The 17,608-nt window shown below is 59.9% G+C and carries 11 protein-coding genes and 1 pseudogene; 5 read left to right on the plus strand and 7 right to left on the minus strand.

Annotated features, from left to right (window positions below):
* Positions 1 to 22: 22 nt before the first annotated feature.
* The 4 genes from DBR30_RS10915 to DBR30_RS10930 all read right to left on the minus strand — a co-directional run bounded on the left by DBR30_RS10915 (position 23) and on the right by DBR30_RS10930 (position 5,235).
* On the minus strand, positions 23 to 1,009 hold the full coding sequence (locus tag DBR30_RS10915; RefSeq protein WP_108540153.1) for a zinc-binding dehydrogenase: 987 nt from the start codon (positions 1,007 to 1,009) through the stop codon (positions 23 to 25).
* Between the two features lie 147 nt (positions 1,010 to 1,156).
* Entirely contained in the window at positions 1,157 to 2,278 is a 1,122-nt protein-coding gene (locus tag DBR30_RS10920) for an alkene reductase (protein ID WP_108540151.1), read from the minus strand.
* 195 nt (positions 2,279 to 2,473) lie between these two features.
* Entirely contained in the window at positions 2,474 to 4,009 is a 1,536-nt protein-coding gene (locus tag DBR30_RS10925; RefSeq protein WP_108540148.1) for a TerC family protein, read from the minus strand.
* Between the two features lie 299 nt (positions 4,010 to 4,308).
* The gene (locus tag DBR30_RS10930; protein ID WP_108540145.1) at positions 4,309 to 5,235 is read right to left on the minus strand and encodes a cation diffusion facilitator family transporter; all 927 of its coding nucleotides are present in this window, start codon (positions 5,233 to 5,235) and stop codon (positions 4,309 to 4,311) included.
* A 167-nt stretch (positions 5,236 to 5,402) separates the two neighbouring features.
* Here DBR30_RS10930 and ydiJ point away from each other — a divergent pair, with 167 nt between their 5' ends.
* The 5 genes and pseudogenes from ydiJ to DBR30_RS21345 all read left to right on the plus strand — a co-directional run bounded on the left by ydiJ (position 5,403) and on the right by DBR30_RS21345 (position 14,126).
* The gene (gene ydiJ / locus DBR30_RS10935; protein ID WP_181363548.1) at positions 5,403 to 8,462 is read left to right on the plus strand and encodes a D-2-hydroxyglutarate dehydrogenase YdiJ; all 3,060 of its coding nucleotides are present in this window, start codon (positions 5,403 to 5,405) and stop codon (positions 8,460 to 8,462) included.
* Positions 8,462 to 8,950 (plus strand): hypothetical protein, encoded by a 489-nt coding sequence (locus DBR30_RS10940; protein ID WP_108540139.1) that lies wholly within the window; start codon positions 8,462 to 8,464, stop codon positions 8,948 to 8,950. The genes ydiJ and DBR30_RS10940 overlap by 1 nt, the downstream gene beginning before the upstream one ends.
* Before the next feature lie 168 nt (positions 8,951 to 9,118).
* Positions 9,119 to 9,580, plus strand: a complete 462-nt coding sequence (locus tag DBR30_RS10945) for a hotdog fold thioesterase (protein WP_108540136.1) — start codon at positions 9,119 to 9,121, stop codon at positions 9,578 to 9,580.
* A gap of 180 nt (positions 9,581 to 9,760) precedes the next feature.
* Entirely contained in the window at positions 9,761 to 11,662 is a 1,902-nt protein-coding gene (locus DBR30_RS10950) for a DEAD/DEAH box helicase (RefSeq protein ID WP_005337260.1), read from the plus strand.
* A 567-nt stretch (positions 11,663 to 12,229) separates the two neighbouring features.
* Positions 12,230 to 14,126, plus strand: a pseudogene (locus DBR30_RS21345) (putative bifunctional diguanylate cyclase/phosphodiesterase).
* A 134-nt stretch (positions 14,127 to 14,260) separates the two neighbouring features.
* On the opposite strand, the gene DBR30_RS10960 reads toward DBR30_RS21345, so the two are convergent.
* The 3 genes from DBR30_RS10960 to DBR30_RS10970 form a co-directional block, all read right to left on the minus strand.
* On the minus strand, positions 14,261 to 15,583 hold the full coding sequence (locus tag DBR30_RS10960; protein ID WP_108540133.1) for a Na+/H+ antiporter family protein: 1,323 nt from the start codon (positions 15,581 to 15,583) through the stop codon (positions 14,261 to 14,263).
* A 273-nt stretch (positions 15,584 to 15,856) separates the two neighbouring features.
* A complete protein-coding gene (gene rnt / locus DBR30_RS10965) occupies positions 15,857 to 16,534 on the minus strand; it encodes a ribonuclease T (RefSeq protein ID WP_181363549.1) in 678 nt (225 codons plus the stop codon).
* A 99-nt stretch (positions 16,535 to 16,633) separates the two neighbouring features.
* Positions 16,634 to 17,377: a phosphatase PAP2 family protein gene (locus DBR30_RS10970; RefSeq protein WP_181363550.1), complete on the minus strand. Its 744-nt coding sequence runs from the start codon at positions 17,375 to 17,377 to the stop codon at positions 16,634 to 16,636.
* Between the last annotated feature and the right edge of the window lie 231 nt (positions 17,378 to 17,608).

Consider the following 17,608-nt stretch of genomic DNA (forward strand, 5'->3'; position numbering starts at 1 on the left):
GTGTTACTGCGGGGGGGCAGCGTTACGCCACCCGCACCAGAAACTTCTCGCCCTGTCCTTCGCGCTTGAAGCGGTCGAGCAGGGTGGGCAGCGCCTCGAAGTCGCCGACCACCAGTGGCGGCAGGGTCAGTTCGCCGTTCGCCATCTGTTCCATCATGGCGACACCGGCGGCCACCAGTCGGCTCCACTGTTTGTCCGAGCCAAAGGTGTGCTGGGCGCCCAGCGCAATCTCGTGCAATGAGTGGCAATGGCTAAAGGCGGGCAACGGATTGTGCGGGATGCGCCCGAGCACAGTCACCATGTGACCGTAGTAGCCCAGCGCGGGCAGCAGGCTCTCTGCCTGCTGGCTGGAGACCAGATCGATGATCCCCTCAAACGGCTCGTTGCCGTTGGCCGCCTGCAAGGTGGCCAGCCAGTCGGGATCCCGATAATCGGCCACCCCCTGCACACCTATCTGCTTGAGCCAGTGATGGTGGCGTGAGCTGGCGCTGGCAAAGACCCGCGCCCCCTGCTGGAGGGCGAGCTGCACCGCAAAGCGGCCGACGCTGCTGCCAGCACCTGTGATGAGCAGCGCTTCCCCGTGCAGGCGCGGCAGCTTGGCCAGCGCCTGCCAGGCGGTGAGGCCGGGACAGGGCAGGGCGGCGGCTGCCTCGTCACTCAGGGCATCGGGCACCGGCAGTAGGGCACGGGCTGGTACCCGGGTGTGGCGGGCAAAGCTGCCGTGGTGGCGCAGGTCGGTGTGATAGGCGACCCGGGCACCGAGGCGCAGATGGCTGACGTTGGCGCCGAGGGCCACGATAGTGCCCATGCCATCGACGCCGGGCACCTGACCGTCCTGCCAGTTGGAGTGACCATATTCGATCAGCTTCCAGTCCACCGGATTGAAGGCGATAACCCGATTGGCTACCAGTACCTCGTCAGGGGCGAGCGGTGCCAGGGGCAGATCGGCGAGGGTAAGCTGGGTCGGTTCACCGGGGGCATGCCAGCACCAGGCTTGGGTGTGATCCATGATGACTCCTTGTGAAAGCGAGGGGAGAGAAGAACGAGATCATTGCAACAGTGATTCGGTCAGTCATATCACTGTTGCTAATGCGCAACAATACGGCAGGCCCCAACCTGTGGGGCCTGCGTTACGTGGCCGGTTGGCCATCGGCAATCAGCGGCTGGTGGTTGCGTCCTCGGCCTGGTAGACGGGGTAGTCGGTCAACCCCTTTTCGCCGCCGCCAAACAGGGTGGCCGGATCGTGGGGGGCCAGCGGATAGCCGTGACGCAGACGGTTCGGCAGATCCGGGTTGGCGACGAAGGGGCGGCCAAAGCCAATCATGTCGGCCCAGCCCGCGTCGAGGGCGGCGCGAGCCCGCTCGCCATCATATTTGCCGGCATAGATCAGGGTGTTGGGGAAGGCATCTCGCAGACCCTGCTTGAAGTTCTCCGGCATCAGGGGGGCATCGTCCCAGTCCGCCTCGGCAATGTGCAGGTAGGTGACATTGAGCTGGCCCAGCAGGCGGGCGGCCGCCAGATAGGTCTCCTGCGGATTGGCATCCACGGTGCCGTTGAGGGTGGTGAGCGGCGCAAGACGCCCCCCGACACGTTCGGCCCCGATTTCGCTACTGACCGCCTCGGTCACCTCTTTGAGAAAGCGCAGTCGGTTTTCCAGCGATCCGCCATAACTGTCGGTGCGGGCGTTGGATTCGGAGTCGAGGAACTGGTTGATCAGATAACCGTTGGCGGCGTGCAGCTCGATGCCGTCAAAACCGGCGCTGATGGCGTTGCGGGCCGCCTGACGGAACTGGCCCACCACCGCATCGATATCGGCCTGGGTCATGGCGCGCGGAGTGACGGTCTCGACAAAGCCCGGCGCATCGCTGCCGTTATCGACGAACACCTTGACGCCCACTGCGGGCAGGGCTGAAGCGGAGATGGGCTGGGCGCCGCCGATGTTGTCCGGATGGGTGACCCGGCCCACGTGCCAGAGCTGGGCGAAGATGGTGCCCCCCTTGGCGTGCACGGCATCGGTCACCAGTTTCCAGCCAGCGATCTGCTCGGCGCTGTAGATCCCCGGCGTCCAGGCGTAGCCCTTGCCCATGGGGTCGATTTGGGTGCCTTCGCTGATGATCAGGCCAGCCTCGGCGCGCTGGGCGTAGTAGCTCGCCATCATGGCGTTGGCCACATCACCCGGCTGACTGGCACGGGAGCGGGTCATGGGGGGCATGACGATGCGGTTGGCAAGGTGCAGCTGGCCGAGGCGCAGCGGGCAGAACAGGTGATCGTGGCTCATCTTGAGTTCCTCATGGTGGAAGTGAGGCCACTTTATGCCGCCATCTTGTTGTGAAAAAGGGGGGTAATTGCACAAGAGAATTGTGCTTGATGCAGCAATCAGTGCAAACCGTCGGGAAAGATGCGTTGAGGCATAAAGTTGAAGCATAAAAAAGAGGGCCGTCTGGCCCTCTTCTGTATTCTGCTGGTGGCAGGCTCAAGCCGTGGCGGGTATCACTTTCACCCGCTCGATGCGCCGCTCGCTCACCTCGATCACCTCGAAGTTGAGCTGCTGCAGTTGCAACTGCTGACCCGGGGTGGGCAGAGTGCCGAAGTGGGAGAGCAGCATGCCCGCCAAGGTCACGTATTCATCGCTCTCGCTCACCAGCCCCTCGTGCTCCAGCACCTGCTCCACATGATGGATGTTGGTGCTGCCGTTGATCAGCCACCCTTCGCCATCGCGCACGATATCCGGGGTTTCGTCCTCGTCCGGCAGCTCGCCGACGATGGCCTCCAGCAGATCGTGGGTGGTGACCAGCCCCTGGATCACGCCAAACTCGTCGGAGACCAGAATAAGGCTCCCCTTGGCTTTGCGCAGCTCCGCCAGCAGACGGATCACGTTGATGGTCTGCGGCACGATAATGGGATCGTTCTGCTTGGCCAGTTCACTTAAGGATTGCCCTTCGTTCAAGGCAAACAGCAGGTCGCGCGCCTTGACCACTCCGATCACCTCGTCCAGACCCCCGTCGCAGATGGGGAAGAGGCTGTGGGGCTCGCGCTGCAGCAGGGCGCGGATCTCGTCGCTGGAGTCGTTGATATCGATCCAGGCCATCTCCGAGCGCGGGGTCATGATGGTGCGAATGGAGCGCTCGGCCAGCGACAGCACCCCGGTCACCATGTAGCGCTCCTCCTCGCCAAAGCTCACCGGCGCTACGGCCGGGGCATCCAGATCGTCATCCGGCTGATCCTGATAGGCCTTGCTCCCCATCAATTTGAAGATGGCGGCGGTGGTGCGCTCACGCAGGGGCTGTTTGGATTCGTGACGCATGGCGCTGCGCTGGGCCAGCTGGTTGAAAAACTCGATCAGCACCGAGAAGCCGATGGCTGCGTAGAGGTAACCCTTCGGAATATGGAAGCCGAATCCTTCCGCCACCAGGCTGAAGCCGATCATCAGCAGGAAGCTCAGACAGAGCACCACCACGGTGGGGTGGGCGTTGACGAAACGGGTCAGCGGTTTGGAGGCGAGCACCATCACCACCATGGCGATGGTCACGGCGGCCATCATTACGCCCAGGTGTTCCACCATGCCGACGGCGGTGATGATGGAGTCGAGCGAGAAGACCGCATCGAGCACCAGAATTTGGGCGATCACCACGCCGAAGCTGGCGTAGGCGCCGACCGGGCCGTCATCGTGGGGTTTGGCTTCCAGCCGTTCATGCAGCTCGGAGGTAGCCTTGAACAGCAGGAACAGGCCGCCCCCCATCAGGATCAGATCCCGACCGGAGAAGGGGTGATCCCACAGGTGCAAAATCGGGGTGGTCAGGGTGACCAGCCATGACATGACGCTCAAGAGCCCAAGTCGCATCAGCAGGGCCAGCGACAGGCCGATAACGCGGGCCTTGTCCCGTTGGGCGGGGGGCAGTTTTTTCACCAGAATGGCGATAAAGACCAGGTTGTCGATCCCCAGCACGATTTCCAGAATGATCAGGGTAAACAGACCAATCCAGATGTGGGGATCCAGCAGCAATTCCATTGTATGACCTCAATAAAAACAGACAGAGCAGAGAGTGATCACGGCGCGCGATGGCCGCAGTAACAGCAAGGCAAAGGTGTTATTCAGAGGCGCTGATTAAGCAGAAAAAGATAGGCTTTGACAGAGAGAGACGAAGGGCAACTTCGGGGATTGTCCATGATGGGCAATAAAACCTCGGGTGAAAAATGAGCCCTGATGATAGCGGCTGGCGCCAATTTGGCAAGCGCAGTGTCAGCGCGGCGTGATGGGGTTGTGATGCGACAGGGGAGGCGGCCGTGCCACGCTCCCCCGTGCGGTCGTTACAACCAGCGCTTTTCACGGGTGAAACAGACCGAGAGCCAGGCATCGCCCAGGGTGTCGCCAAGGCGAGACCAGAGCTCCTGGCGCAGGGCATCCTGACGCTCGACGGGCCACTCCTGACCCGGCGCCACCAGAATGTTCAATTCCAGATCGAAGCGGCGACCGCTTTTGGCCAGATGGCTGTAGCACTCTATGCCGTGGCGCTGGCGCAGCGCCTCGACTTCGCTCTCGACCAGTTGGGAGACATCCCCTCTGGGGGCAATTTTCAGCACTTCCCGCAGGTTGCGACCGAGCACCTTGATGGGAATGAGGGTAGCACAGAGGGCCAGCAGCGAGACCAGCACCGGGTCGATGTAGCGGTTGTATTGGCCGTAGCCGATGGCATCGAGGCCAATGGCAACTACGAAACCGATAAGCAGGGTGGCGCTGAGCAGGGTATCCACCAGCCACTCCTTGGAGTCGACCCGCACCAGTTCGGAGTCAACCTGTTCGGCAACCTGGGCTTCGATGCGATAGATGATGGCGCAGAAGAAGGTGGAGACGGCGGCATAGATAAGGGCGTGGCCGAGATCGATCTCCCGTCCGCCATCCAGCAGGGTGGTGATGCCGCTATAGAGGGCGCCGAGACAGAGCAGCAGAATAATAGTGCCATTGATGACGTTGGTGATGGGCTCGAAGTGGGCGTAGCCGTACTGGAAGCGCGCATCGGAAGGGCGGGTAACGAGATAGGCGGTAACAAGACCGAGGCCTGTCATGCCCATGCTGAACAGGGTGAAGATACCATCGAGCATGATGGCGTTGGAGCCAACGAAGAGGCCGTAACCGATGCCGAAGATGGCAAAGGTGATACAACCGAACAGCGACAGGGTAAGCGCCTGTTTTTCGGTGGTGACCAGCGTACTGATAACATGGCTGTGGTGAGCCATAAAAGTCCTCCTTTCAAATGGTGAATATTGCCAAGCGCAAGCGGTTTTCTAGCTGATATACTGCCCGCTCACATGTGAGCGGACTGGCCTGACTGCCATTGACAGGCGGCTGGCCAGTCGTTGTCGCCGGCGTGCCGGCATCAAGCAAAGGATGGGAACAAGGATTCATGATCCCGAGACTCGATTACCAGGACAGTTTGTCACCCGCAACCCTGCAGTTTCTTGAGTTGCTAGAGCGCAGCGCATTTCGTGGTGATATCGAAAAGTCTTATGCAAGCCGGTTGGCGATGGCGACGGATAACAGCGTCTATCAGGTAGTACCTCAGGCGGTTCTCTATCCGCGCAGTGCGGACGACATAGCAGTGATGCTCAAGCTGGCCGCAGAGCCGGCGTTCGCCTCCTTGAGTTTTTTCCCTCGCGGTGGCGGTACCGGCACCAATGGTCAGTCATTGGGCGGCGGCATTATCGTCGATCTCTCCCGTTATATGAACCAGATCATGGAAATTAATCTGGAGGAGGGGTGGGTGCGCGCCCAGGCCGGGGTGGTGAAAGACCAGCTCAACGCCTATCTCAAGCCCCATGGCTACTTCTTCTCGCCGGATCTCTCCACCTCCAACCGCGCCACCTTAGGGGGCATGATCAACACCGACGCCTCGGGGCAGGGGTCGCTGGTCTACGGCAAAACCTCGGATCACGTGCTTGGTCTCAAAGCGGTGCTGGAGAATGGCGACATCATGGCCACCGAGCCGCTGACCGGTGAGCGACTGGCCGACAAGCTGGCGCTGGAGAGTCGAGAAGGGGAGATCTATCGCACCCTCTATCGTATCGGCAAGGAGCGCCGCGCCGACATCGAGGCGACCTTCCCCAAGCTCAACCGCTTTCTGACCGGCTACGATCTCAAGCACCTCTATCAACCCGATACCGACACGCTGGATGTGAGCCGGGTGCTGTGCGGATCTGAAGGGTCTCTCGGCTTTATCACCGAAGCCAAACTCAACATCACCCCCATCCCGCGCTACCGCACCCTGGTCAACGTCAAGTACGACAGCTTCCCCTCCGCCCTGCGCAACGCCCCCTTTATGGTTGAGGCCCAAGCGCTGTCGGTGGAGACGGTGGACTCCCGGGTGCTCGGGCTGGCCCGCGCTGACATCATCTGGCATTCGGTGAAAGAACTTATTCAGGATGTGCCCGGCAAGGATCTGCAGGGACTCAACATCGTCGAGTTTGCCGATACCGACGAGGCAGAACACAAGGCCAAGGTGGCTGATCTCTGCCGCCGTATCGACGACCTGCTGGCCAAGGGTGAGGCGGGGATCATCGGTTATCAGGTGTGTGACCACCTGCCGAGCATCGAGACCATCTACACCATGCGCAAGAAGTCGGTGGGGCTGCTGGGCAACGCCGAAGGACGCAAGAAGCCGGTGGCCTTCACCGAAGATACCGCCGTGCCGCCAGAGTCGCTGGCCGATTTCATCATGGAGTTTCGCGCCCTGCTGGATGCCCACGGCCTCGACTACGGCATGTTCGGCCACGTCGATGCCGGTGTGCTGCACGTGCGCCCGGCGCTGGATTTGTGCGATCCCGAGCAGGAGGTGCTGCTGCGCCGCATCTCCGATCAGGTGGTGGCGCTCACCGCCAAATATGGCGGCCTGATGTGGGGTGAGCACGGCAAGGGCTTTCGTTCCGAATACAGCCCCGCCTTCTTTGGCGAGCTGTGGGAAGAGCTGCAGCGGGTCAAAGGGGCGTTCGACCCAGCCAACCGCATCAACCCTGGCAAAATTTGTATTCCGTATGGCAGCGGTGCCGAGCTGGTGTCGGTCGATGGTCCCAAGCGCGGCAAATATGATCGCCAGATCCCGCTCGCCGTGCGCACCAGCTACACCCGCGCCATGGACTGCAATGGTAACGGCCTCTGTTTCACCTTCGAGACCGACTCTCCCATGTGCCCCTCGGTCAAGATCAGCCGTGATCGCCGCCACTCCCCCAAGGGGCGGGCCGGCCTGATGCGTGAATGGTTGCGTCAGCTGGCGGAGCAGGGGTTCGATCCGCTGGCGGAAGAGGTGGCGCTGCAATCCGGTGGTGTGCGTTTCAAACAGCTGGTGGATAAGGTGCGCAACAGCTGGGCCAAACAGCGCGGCGAGTATGATTTCTCCCATGAGGTGATGGAGGCGATGGCGGGCTGTCTGGCCTGCAAGGCATGTACCAGCCAGTGCCCGATCAAGGTGGATGTACCCGATTTTCGCGCCCGTTTTATGCAGCTTTATCACGGCCGCTACCTGCGCGCCCCCAAGGATTATTTCGTCGGCACGGTGGAGAGCTATGCACCGCTGCTTGCCAAGGCGCCGAAGCTGGTCAACTTCTTCCTCGAAAAAGAGTGGGCCCAGAAGGCGACCGAGAAGAGTATCGGCATGGTCGATGTGCCGCTGCTCTCCGTGCCGACCCTTGCCGAGAGTCTGCACGACAACCGCGCCCGCTATTTTGATCTGCCAGGACTGGAGCGGATGAGTGCCGAGCAGCGCAAGCAAGTGGTGCTCATCGTGCAGGATCCCTTCACCAGCTATTACGATGCCCCCGTGGTGCGCGACCTGGTGAAACTCGCCAGCAAGCTCGGCTTCCAGCCCTACTTGCTGCCCTTCAAACCCAACGGCAAACCCCAACATATCAAAGGGTTCCTGCGCGCCTTTGCCCGCACCGCCGCCAACAGCGCCCAGTTCCTCAACAAAGTAGCGGCGCTCGGTATTCCCATGGTGGGGGTGGATCCGGCCATGGTGCTCTGCTATCGCGACGAGTATGCCAAGGCGTTGGGTTCGGCCCGCGGCGATTTTCAGGTATTGCTGCCACAGGAGTGGCTGCTCTCTTTGTCTGCTGAGGTGCTGCCTGCCCCGAAGGAAACCACTTCGGCCGAGCCCTGGTATCTGTTTGCCCACTGCACCGAGAAGACCGCCCAGCCCTCGACCCACGGCGACTGGAGCACCCTGTTTGGCCGCTTTGGGGCCAGCTTGCAGCCGGTCTCTGTAGGTTGCTGCGGCATGGCGGGCACCTATGGTCACGACGTCAAACAGGTGGAGAACTCCAAGGGCATCTATGGGTTGAGCTGGGCCGACCCGCTCGCCCGTCTACCCAAAGCGCGCTGTCTGGCGACCGGCTATTCGTGCCGCAGTCAGGTCAAGCGGATGGAGGGGGAAAAGCTCAAACATCCATTGCAAGCCCTGCTGGAGCTGCTCTGATGCTGACGTTTCCCAAACGGTTTCGGGTGCCGAAGGCCTACCGGCACCCGCGTTTCTTGCTGTTACCCGCCACTCCTGCTCAGGCGGTGGTGGAGTTTGTCGCCATGTTGCGCGAGCGTGAGCAGCTTCATCAGCTGTTTCGCCCTAACGATCTCTGGCCCTCGGCCAACTTCAGCCTGAGCCAGCACGAAGGAGACCTGGAGTGGCAGCAGTCGGAGTTTCTGGCCAAGCGCTCGTTCGCCTATGGCCTCTGGAGCCCGGATCGGGAGCCGCAATTTTGGGGTGGGGTTTATCTCTACCCCTCGGTGCTGCCAGAGGTAGCGGTGGAGCTCTTCTTCTGGAAGGTGGCCGAGGCGCCCATCACGGATGAGGAGCTGGAGACGCAGTTGCGCGACTGGCTCGCCAGGGTGTGGCAGTGGCCAGAACCCCGCCTGCCGGGGCGAGATGTGCCTTGGTCCGAGTGGCCCGGCGTTACCTACCCCTGGTGATATCCCGCTTAAGGGCATGATTGTGTAACACGCAGCTCCGGGCCGGGGCTGCGTTGTTACCACGTCACCCGGTAGCCAACAGCTCATATAACCGAACCATGTTGCCGATCGAGGGCGTTTCACTCATATCGGTACGCATTCATCGCTTACATAAGGAGTCTGCTCGCAATGAGTCACGATATTGCGCCCATCTGGCGTAAACCCATGAGTCTGGAGGGGCTCAACGCCACCTCTCGCAACACCCTGATGGCCCATCTCGATATCGTCTACACCGACTTTGGCCCAGACTGGCTGGAAGCGACCATGCCGGTGGATCATCGCACTCACCAGCCCCTGGGCATGCTGCACGGTGGCGCGTCCGTGGTGCTGGCAGAAACCTTGGGATCGATTGCCGCCAACATGGCGGTGGGGCCAGATAGCTACTGTGTGGGGCTGGAGGTGAATGCCAACCATCTGCGAGCCAAGCGGGAAGGGGGGGTGACAGGGCGTTGCACGCCACTCCATCTGGGAGCAACAACCCAGGTGTGGCAGATTGAAATTCGGGACGAACGTGAGCGTTTATTGTGCACTAGCCGACTGACCATGGCGGTGCTCAAACACAAGCGGGGCAAGGACTCCAGCGAGGAGTGATCTACAATAACGCACTATGAGTGCAAAATAAGCAAGCCATACTCGTCAGATCCCTCTATAATTGCCAACGTCTTGAGAGGCTTATCACATTTTTCAAGACAGCAGAACAAAGTGGCGCTATAATCGCCGCCTTTTTGCTATTCCGCGGTGTTAGCCGCCTGCCTTAATCTGGAAGAATCTATGTCTGATACCGAACAACTGCCCCTTTTTAGTGAGCTTGGACTGGCCGCGCCTGTATTGAAAGCGCTGCAGGACGTGGGCTATGAGCGCCCGTCACCGATCCAGGCCGCAGCAATTCCCCACCTGATGGCGGGACACGATCTGCTGGGGCAGGCGCAAACCGGTACAGGGAAGACCGCTGCTTTTGCCTTGCCTCTGTTGTCTCGTCTGGAAGCTGGTAACCGCAACACCCAGATCCTGGTGCTGGCGCCTACCCGCGAACTGGCGCTACAAGTGGCTGAAGCGTGCCAACGCTACGCACACCACATGCCTGATTTCCATGTACTGCCCATCTACGGCGGTGCCTCCTACGAAACCCAGACCCGCGCCCTGCGTCGCGGAGCCCAGGTTGTCGTCGGTACTCCGGGCCGCGTGATGGACCTGATCCGTCGCAAGAACCTGGACCTCTCCGGCTTGAAAGCTCTGGTACTGGACGAAGCTGATGAAATGCTGCGTATGGGCTTCATCGACGACGTGGACTGGATCATGGAGCAGTGCCCGAGCACTCGTCAGGTTGCCCTGTTCTCTGCCACCATGCCGGAGCAGATCCGTCGTGTGGCCCAGAAGCACCTGAAGCAGCCCAAAGAGATCAAGATCGCCTCCAAGACTGCTACCGCTACCACTATTCGCCAGCGCTACTGGCAGGTAACCGGTCTGCACAAGCTGGACGCCATGACCCGTCTGCTGGAAGTGGAATCCTACGAAGCCCTGCTGGTATTCGTACGTACCAAGAACGCCGCCGAAGAGCTGGCTGGCAAGCTGGCCGCCCGTGGTCACGCCTGTGAAGCACTGCACGGCGACATCCCGCAGAAACTGCGTGAGCGTACTGTCGACAAACTGCGTCAAGGCCAGCTGGATATCCTGATCGCCACCGACGTTGTCGCCCGTGGTCTGGACGTTGAGCGCATCACTCACGTAGTGAACTACGACATTCCGTACGACACCGAATCTTACGTTCACCGTATCGGCCGTACCGGTCGTGCCGGTCGTAAAGGCGAAGCCATCCTGTTCGTTGCTCCCCGCGAGCGTCGCATGCTGCGCGCCATCGAGCACGCAACCCGTCAGGCCATCGAGCCGATGAAGATGCCGAGCACCGAGGACATCAACCAGCATCGTCTGGCCAAGTTCAAAGAACGCATCCGCGAAACCATGATGGGCGAAGAGCTCGAGATCTACCACAACCTGGTAAACGAGCTGATCGAAGAAGATTCTGCTGATCCGCTGGAGCTGGCTGCCGCACTGGCCAAGCTGGTACAGGGTGACCAACCGCTGCTGCTGGATGACTCCATTCCGGATCCGCTGCTGAACGCTGGCAACGATCGTGGTGGCTTCGAGCGCCGTGACTTCAACGACCGTGGCGGTCGTGATTTTGGTGACCGTGGTGATCGTCCTGCCCGTCGCATGCCGTCCCTGGAGCCGCGTCCGCTGAAAGACAACCCGGATGTGGAGATGGAGCGCTATCGCGTAGACGTGGGTGCCCATCACGGTGTCAAGCCGGGCCAGATCGTGGGCGCCATCGCCAACGAAGCGAACATCGAAAGCCGCTTCATCGGCAACATCGACATCGCTGATGACTTCTCTACCGTCGATCTGCCGAAAGGCATGACCGCCGATGTACTGGAAGTGATCAAGAAAGCCCGTGTTTGCCAGCGTCCGCTGCAGATCACCCGCTACACCGAAGTGCCGGCCGGTGGCAACACCAGCAGCCGTCCGCCCCGTGGTGATCGTCCGTTCCGTGGTGACCGTCCTTTCAACAAGGATCGCCGTCCCCAGGGTGACCGTCCGTTCAACAAGAGCGGGGAGCGCCGTGAAGGTGGCTTCAACAAAGATCGCAAATTCGGTGGCAAGCGTCGCGAAAGCTGATTGCTGATCCCGTTATGAAGAAGGCTGCTCATTGAGCGGCCTTTTTTGTATCTGCGATAGGGAGTGCACCGTCAATTTGCCTGTGTGGGTCATATTTCTGTTCCACAACCCAGGTCGTGAGCCAAAGGGACATGAATATTTTCCGATGCAGTTGTGACATTCGGAGCCAGAATGCCATGCTTTTGGTGGCATTCGGGTACAGTCTGATGCTGGTTACCTGTTGTGGTGAGCTGGTTGCAGCAACATTGTTTTGCATTGTGACTCTGCCGTTGCCATATGGGTGGGCTGAGTGAAACCAATAAAACAAACAGTACGATACGGAGGTCTATCATGGGTGGATGGCTTGGCAGGATGCTGCTGTTATCCGGCTGTCTCGTTTCTGGCATGGTGTTGGCTGATGATCCCTTCCTCAAGATCAAGGGCGATGGCTGTTGCAATGGTAAAGGGGAAGTCGTGTTGACCCGGGCCGAGTTTGAGGCCTTACCTCAGACAGAGGTCAAGACCCAGACCCCGTGGACCGAGGGGGATCACACCTATCGTGGCGTGCTGCTGCGAGATCTGGTCAAGATGTATGGTCTCAAGAGTGGGGAGGTCAAGGCGGTCGCCATCTGGTCGGTCTGGAACTATGACCGTGCATTCAATGCAGTGACTCGCTATACCCAGCTCTCCGCCTGGGCGTTGGCGCAGCTGGAGCTGGAAATCCGTGGTTTTGATGAGGCGCTATCTCTCTATCGCACCGGTTCGACCAGTCAGAAAGAGATGAACAAGCGCTTTGATATTGCCTGGAACCGCCTCGATGTCTTCCTGCACGGTGAAGAGGCAAAGCAGGTTCGAGCTCGCTTTGGTGCTGAACAAGCGGTAGGGAAGATCATGGCCCTGTTCGAGAAGTATGAGCAGGCCGTGGTCAGCGGAGAGCGAGATTCGAAAGAGCTTGCTCGTTTCGCCGAGGAGTTGGCTCGGGATCTGGCTGCGATCTGCGATGTGATGGTGAAAAATTTCACCGGCCCATCCGCTATTGCCCAGCGGGAGGTGCTCAATTCATCGCGTATCCAGAACTTCTTCATTCTGGCTTTCTTGATGTTGGCGACCGTGGTGATGCTGCTGATGCTGTTTCGCGAAGTGCGCCACCAGCACTTTCTTGCGTGGAATGATGCGCTAACCCGCTTGCCGAACCGGGCCTCCTTGATCAAACACCTCAAGCAGCTGACGGGACATAAAGGGGGGCGCAGCAGCGTGACCGTCTGTCTGGTGGATCTTGGCCATTTCAGGGAGGTAAATGACAGTCTGGGCTACCAGGTGGGGGATGCATTGCTGACGCAACTGGCCGAGCGGATCCGCGCCGTGTCGGTTGACGGTATCTTTGCCGCCCGCACCGGTAGCGATGAGTTTGCCATCATTATTTCCGGCGTTATGCCCACCTATTTGCGCTTTCCATTTCTGGAGCAGCTGCGTAACGAACTTGCCGGGCTCGCCTTGGCGACTGATCCCGCCCACCGGGTGCGGGTCTTTATGGGGGTCAGCCAGTACGTGCGACCAGTACACACGCCGGAGGAGATGCTGCTGTTTGCCGATATCGCCCTCGACAGTGCCAAGCGCAAGCGGCTGAATCGTTACGTGGTTTTCTCCAGCAGCATGTATCAGCACTATCTGCGTAACCGCCGTTTGTCGACCGAGTTGCGCGAGCTGATCCAGCACCACAACAATTTGCAGTTGAGCCTCTATTATCAGCCCATTGTCCGTGGTCAAGGTAGGGTGCGACTGGGGGCTGAAGGTACTGATCCGCTGGAATCACCCGGAGTACGGGTTTATTCCGCCCCTCGATATCATCTCGCTGGCGGAAGATAACGGGCTGGGGGAGGCGCTCGGGTTATGGATCTTCCGGCGCTTGCAACATGATCTCGCCATTTTCCCGAGCGACTTGATTGAAGCGCTGGAGATCTCGATCAACCTCTCGAGTTCCATGTTCACTATGGGGTTGGCAGCCCAGCTGGATGAGAACATGAGGGAGGGGCCGCTAAGCCTGCAACAGCTGATCGTCGAGCTGACCGAAACGATTGCTCTGGATGATATCGAGCTGAGCAAGCAGATCATCGATACCCTGCGTCAGATCGGAGTGCGGGTGGCCCTCGATGATTTCGGTAGCGGCTGGTCATCGTTCTCCTACTTGCGGGAACTCTATTTCGACAAGCTCAAGATCGACCGCTCATTTATCACGGCCATCGACAATGACACCCGTCAGGCGCTGTTCGTCGAGGCGATCACCAGCCTCTCTCATCAACTCGGTGTGCGGGTGGTGGCGGAAGGGGTGGAAAGCAATGATGAGCTGAAGGCGGTGCTGAGCATAGGGGTGGATGAAATTCAGGGCTATTTCTACTCCAGGCCCTTGCCACTACAGGACTTTCTGCTGTTCTGCCATCGCTACTTTATCAATCGGAGCATCATGCAGGAGGTGGCGCTTGGTTAGCGAGCGGTGCCTTTTCACCGTCACCACAAGCTACCGTGCTGTTGTTCATCTAGCCGAATAAATAAAGAAGACGACCATCTGGTCGCCTTCTTGTTGTGCGTTGTGACGTGCAGAGTTCGCAGCCCGAAGGGCTATCAGAGCACCATGGCGGCAATCCAGCCGAAGATCACCAGCGGGATGTTGTAGTGAATGAAGGTGGGCACCACGCTGTCCCAGATATGGTCGTGCTGGCCGTCGGCGTTGAGGCCGGAGGTGGGGCCCAGCGTCGAGTCGGAGGCCGGTGAGCCCGCATCCCCCAGCGCGCCTGCGGTACCGACCAGCGCGATGATCGCCATCGGTGAGAAGCCAAGCTGCAGACAGAGCGGCACATAGATGGTGGCGATGATGGGCACGGTGGAGAAGGAAGAACCGATCCCCATGGTGATGAGCAGACCCACCAGCAGCATCAGGAAGGCGGCGATCCCCTTGTGCTGACCGATGCCGGAGGCGACCACCTGGACCAGAGAGTCGACCCCGTGGGTTGCCTTCATCACCGCGGCAAAACCGGCGGCAGAGATCATGATGAAGCCGATCAGCGACATCATCCGTACCCCTTGGGTGAAGGCATCCTGACTTTCGCGAAACTTGATGACGCCGCCGCAGGTGAAGATGACAAAACCGGCCAGTGCACCCAGTACGATGCTGTTGGTCATCAGTTGCAGCCCCAGCGCTACGCCAATGGCCAGCAGGGCCACCCAGATGTGGGTGAGGTTGAGCTCGACCGCTTCGGGCTCGGCATCCAGGATCTTGGCCAGATCGTACTGGCGCGGTTTGCGATAGCTGATGAATACCGCAATCAGCAGGCCCAGTACCATACCGGCGACCGGAATGGCCATCGCCAGCGGGATCTGGTTGGTGGTGATGGGCACGCCGTTATCGATCAGGTTCTTGGCCAGAATGTTATTCAGGAAGATGCCACCAAAGCCGACCGGTAGCACCATGTAGGTGGCGGTCAGACCAAAAGTGATGACACATGCCACCTGACGACGGTCGATCTGCATCTGCGCCATCACATGCAGCAGTGGCGGGATCAGGATGGGAATAAAGGCGATGTGAACCGGGATCAGGTTCTGGGAGGAGATCGCCACGGCCAGCACGGAAGAGAGCAGCAGGGTTTTGACCCACATGATGCGGGTCGAGCTGGCATCCTTGCCCAACTGGTTGATCACCTTGCGGGCCAGCAGGTCGGTGATCCCGGAGCGGGAGATGGCAACCGCAAAGGCGCCCAGCATGGCGTAGGAGAGGGCAATCTCGGCGCCACCGCCCAAGCCACCGCTGAAGGTGGTGAGGGTATCGGTCAACGACAGCCCACCGACCAGGCCGCCAGCAATGGCCCCCAGCGCCAGCGAGACCACCACATTGATCCGCAGCAGACTGAGCACCAGCATCAGCCCGACTGCGATAACAACTGGATTCATTTGATTTCCTTATAGTTTGTTATTGCTGTCTGTCATGTGAAGGGGAGTTAGTTTGCGAAAAATGTGACAAATGTCGAGAAAAAAATCAGTCAAACCTCTCATATCGCAGCAGCATGTGGCACAAGGCTGCTCAACATGAGGGTTTGTGACCTGTTTGTCTCCGTGCATCGCGTGCGCAGAGGTGGATAGTGACGTTGATGGCAATTTCCGGTGCGCCGTGCAATCAATCAGTTCCCCAAAAAGCGAAGGCTGCCAGTGGCAGCCTTCGTCCGTTTATTCTTGCCCTTCATCGTCGGCAGTAGCATCCGGCGTGTCATCATCCGGATGCGCTGGCGGCCAACCCCCCATGCTCTTCCAGCGGTTAACGATATGACAGAACAGCTCTGTGGTGCGTTCGGTGTCATAGAGGGCAGAGTGGGCCTCTTTATTGTCAAACGGGATGCGGGCGCTCTGACACGCTTTGGCCAGCACGGTCTGACCCAGCGCCAATCCGGAAAGAGCAGCGGTGTCGAAAGTGGCAAACGGGTGGAACGGATTGCGCTTGAGGCCAGCGCGCTCGGCGGCAGCCATCACGAAGCCGTGATCAAAGGTGGCGTTGTGGGCCACTATGATGGCGCGGCCGCAATCCTGCTCCTTCATCCCCTTGCGGATCCCTTTGAAGATCTCGGTCAGCGCCTCTTTTTCCGAGACAGCACCACGCAACGGGTTGTAGGGGTCGATGCCAGTGAACTCCAGCGCGGCCTTTTCCAGGTTGGCCCCTTCGAAGGGTTCGACATGAAAGTGGAAAACCTGATCGGGAACGAGCCAGCCCTGCTCATCCATTTTCAGGGTGTAAGCCGCGATTTCGAGCAGGGCATCGGTCTTGGCGTTGAACCCGGCTGTTTCAACATCGATGACGACGGGGTAAAAACCACGGAAACGGCCCTTGAGGGTATGAACTGCGTCGGTCATGGGATCTCGGTCGGGATAAAATGAGGCGGCATTATGGCAAAAAAGCACAGATTTGTCCCCCCATCCCACGCAGTCGGTCGCGGCAAGATGGCGCACGACTCAATATCTGTGCAGCCACCAGCGGGCGGCAATCAGCGCCGTGAGCGTACCCAGCAGGGCGCTGGCCAGCACATCCACCGGCCAGTGCATCCCCATCACCATGCGCGACAGACCAATCCCCAGTGCCCACACTGGCAGCAGCCAGACGCCGGCCGGAGCGCGGGCCAGCCAGATAAGGCCAAAAAATTGGGCCAGGCTGATGGCGGCGATACTGTGGCCAGAGGGGAAGGCGTAGTTTACCTCGGCCTGCCAGTGGTGGCCGAGCCACTCTGGCAGGGCCAGCAACTGGCTGGCAGCGTGAACCTGTTCACTGCGCACATCGACGCTACTGGCGTAGAAGCTCTTGATGGCCGGGATCAGCGACTGACTCTCAAGCCAGAGCAGGTAGGGTCTGGGCTCTTCGGTCAGGTGTTTGATCAGGCTCTTGAGCACCCAGTCGCTGGCGAGCAGGGCTGCCAGCGCACACCCCAGCGCAATGAAGTGGGACAGCTCCAGTTTGAGTTTGTAGCGGGTCAGCAGCAGCAAGAGGGCGCCACTGACCCCGATCCCGGGAATATCGACCATGCGGGTGAGGGCGTATGACCACCATAACCAGCCTGATTGCAGGGAGCCGGTCAGAAAAGGCTGCCAGGGCAGGGTGGCGAGCATCAGCAGGGGCAGGATCAACAGGGCAGTGAAGCCAAGCACCTGACTGCGGGTGAGTGAAGCGGTTGACGCTGGGATCGGCGAAGCGTGTGGCGGCATGGTGGATATGGGCGATCGCGAAAAAAGAGGGGCATTGTGCCACCGTGACACGCTCGGACAAAGCCGAGCAGTCGGTTTGTTACCTCTGCTTACACATTTGTGGCCACATCCTCTGTTTGAGCGGGCGGATGGAGCGGCTGCCGCGCAATGTGGTCCCGTTTCGCGCCGGATTGCATCACAGGCTGAAATCTCGGGCGGCTTTGCGCTAGAATGGCGCCCCCGTGGCGGTTG

The organism is Aeromonas sp. HMWF017, from assembly GCF_003061465.1.
GTDB classification, from domain to species: Bacteria; Pseudomonadota; Gammaproteobacteria; order Enterobacterales; family Aeromonadaceae; genus Aeromonas; species Aeromonas veronii.

Excerpts from the sequence above, each read along its gene's own strand:
- DBR30_RS10930 (WP_108540145.1), bottom strand. The coding sequence starts at position 5,235 with ATGGCTCACCACAGCCATGTTATCAGTACGCTGGTCACCACCGAAAAA.
- DBR30_RS10970 (WP_181363550.1), bottom strand. The coding sequence starts at position 17,377 with ATGCCGCCACACGCTTCGCCGATCCCAGCGTCAACCGCTTCACTCACC.
- ydiJ (WP_181363548.1), top strand. The coding sequence starts at position 5,403 with ATGATCCCGAGACTCGATTACCAGGACAGTTTGTCACCCGCAACCCTG.
- DBR30_RS10920 (WP_108540151.1), bottom strand. The coding sequence starts at position 2,278 with ATGAGCCACGATCACCTGTTCTGCCCGCTGCGCCTCGGCCAGCTGCAC.
- DBR30_RS10960 (WP_108540133.1), bottom strand. The coding sequence starts at position 15,583 with ATGAATCCAGTTGTTATCGCAGTCGGGCTGATGCTGGTGCTCAGTCTG.
- DBR30_RS10950 (WP_005337260.1), top strand. The coding sequence starts at position 9,761 with ATGTCTGATACCGAACAACTGCCCCTTTTTAGTGAGCTTGGACTGGCC.
- rnt (WP_181363549.1), bottom strand. The coding sequence starts at position 16,534 with ATGACCGACGCAGTTCATACCCTCAAGGGCCGTTTCCGTGGTTTTTAC.
- DBR30_RS10940 (WP_108540139.1), top strand. The coding sequence starts at position 8,462 with ATGCTGACGTTTCCCAAACGGTTTCGGGTGCCGAAGGCCTACCGGCAC.
- DBR30_RS10925 (WP_108540148.1), bottom strand. The coding sequence starts at position 4,009 with ATGGAATTGCTGCTGGATCCCCACATCTGGATTGGTCTGTTTACCCTG.
- DBR30_RS10945 (WP_108540136.1), top strand. The coding sequence starts at position 9,119 with ATGAGTCACGATATTGCGCCCATCTGGCGTAAACCCATGAGTCTGGAG.
- DBR30_RS10915 (WP_108540153.1), bottom strand. The coding sequence starts at position 1,009 with ATGGATCACACCCAAGCCTGGTGCTGGCATGCCCCCGGTGAACCGACC.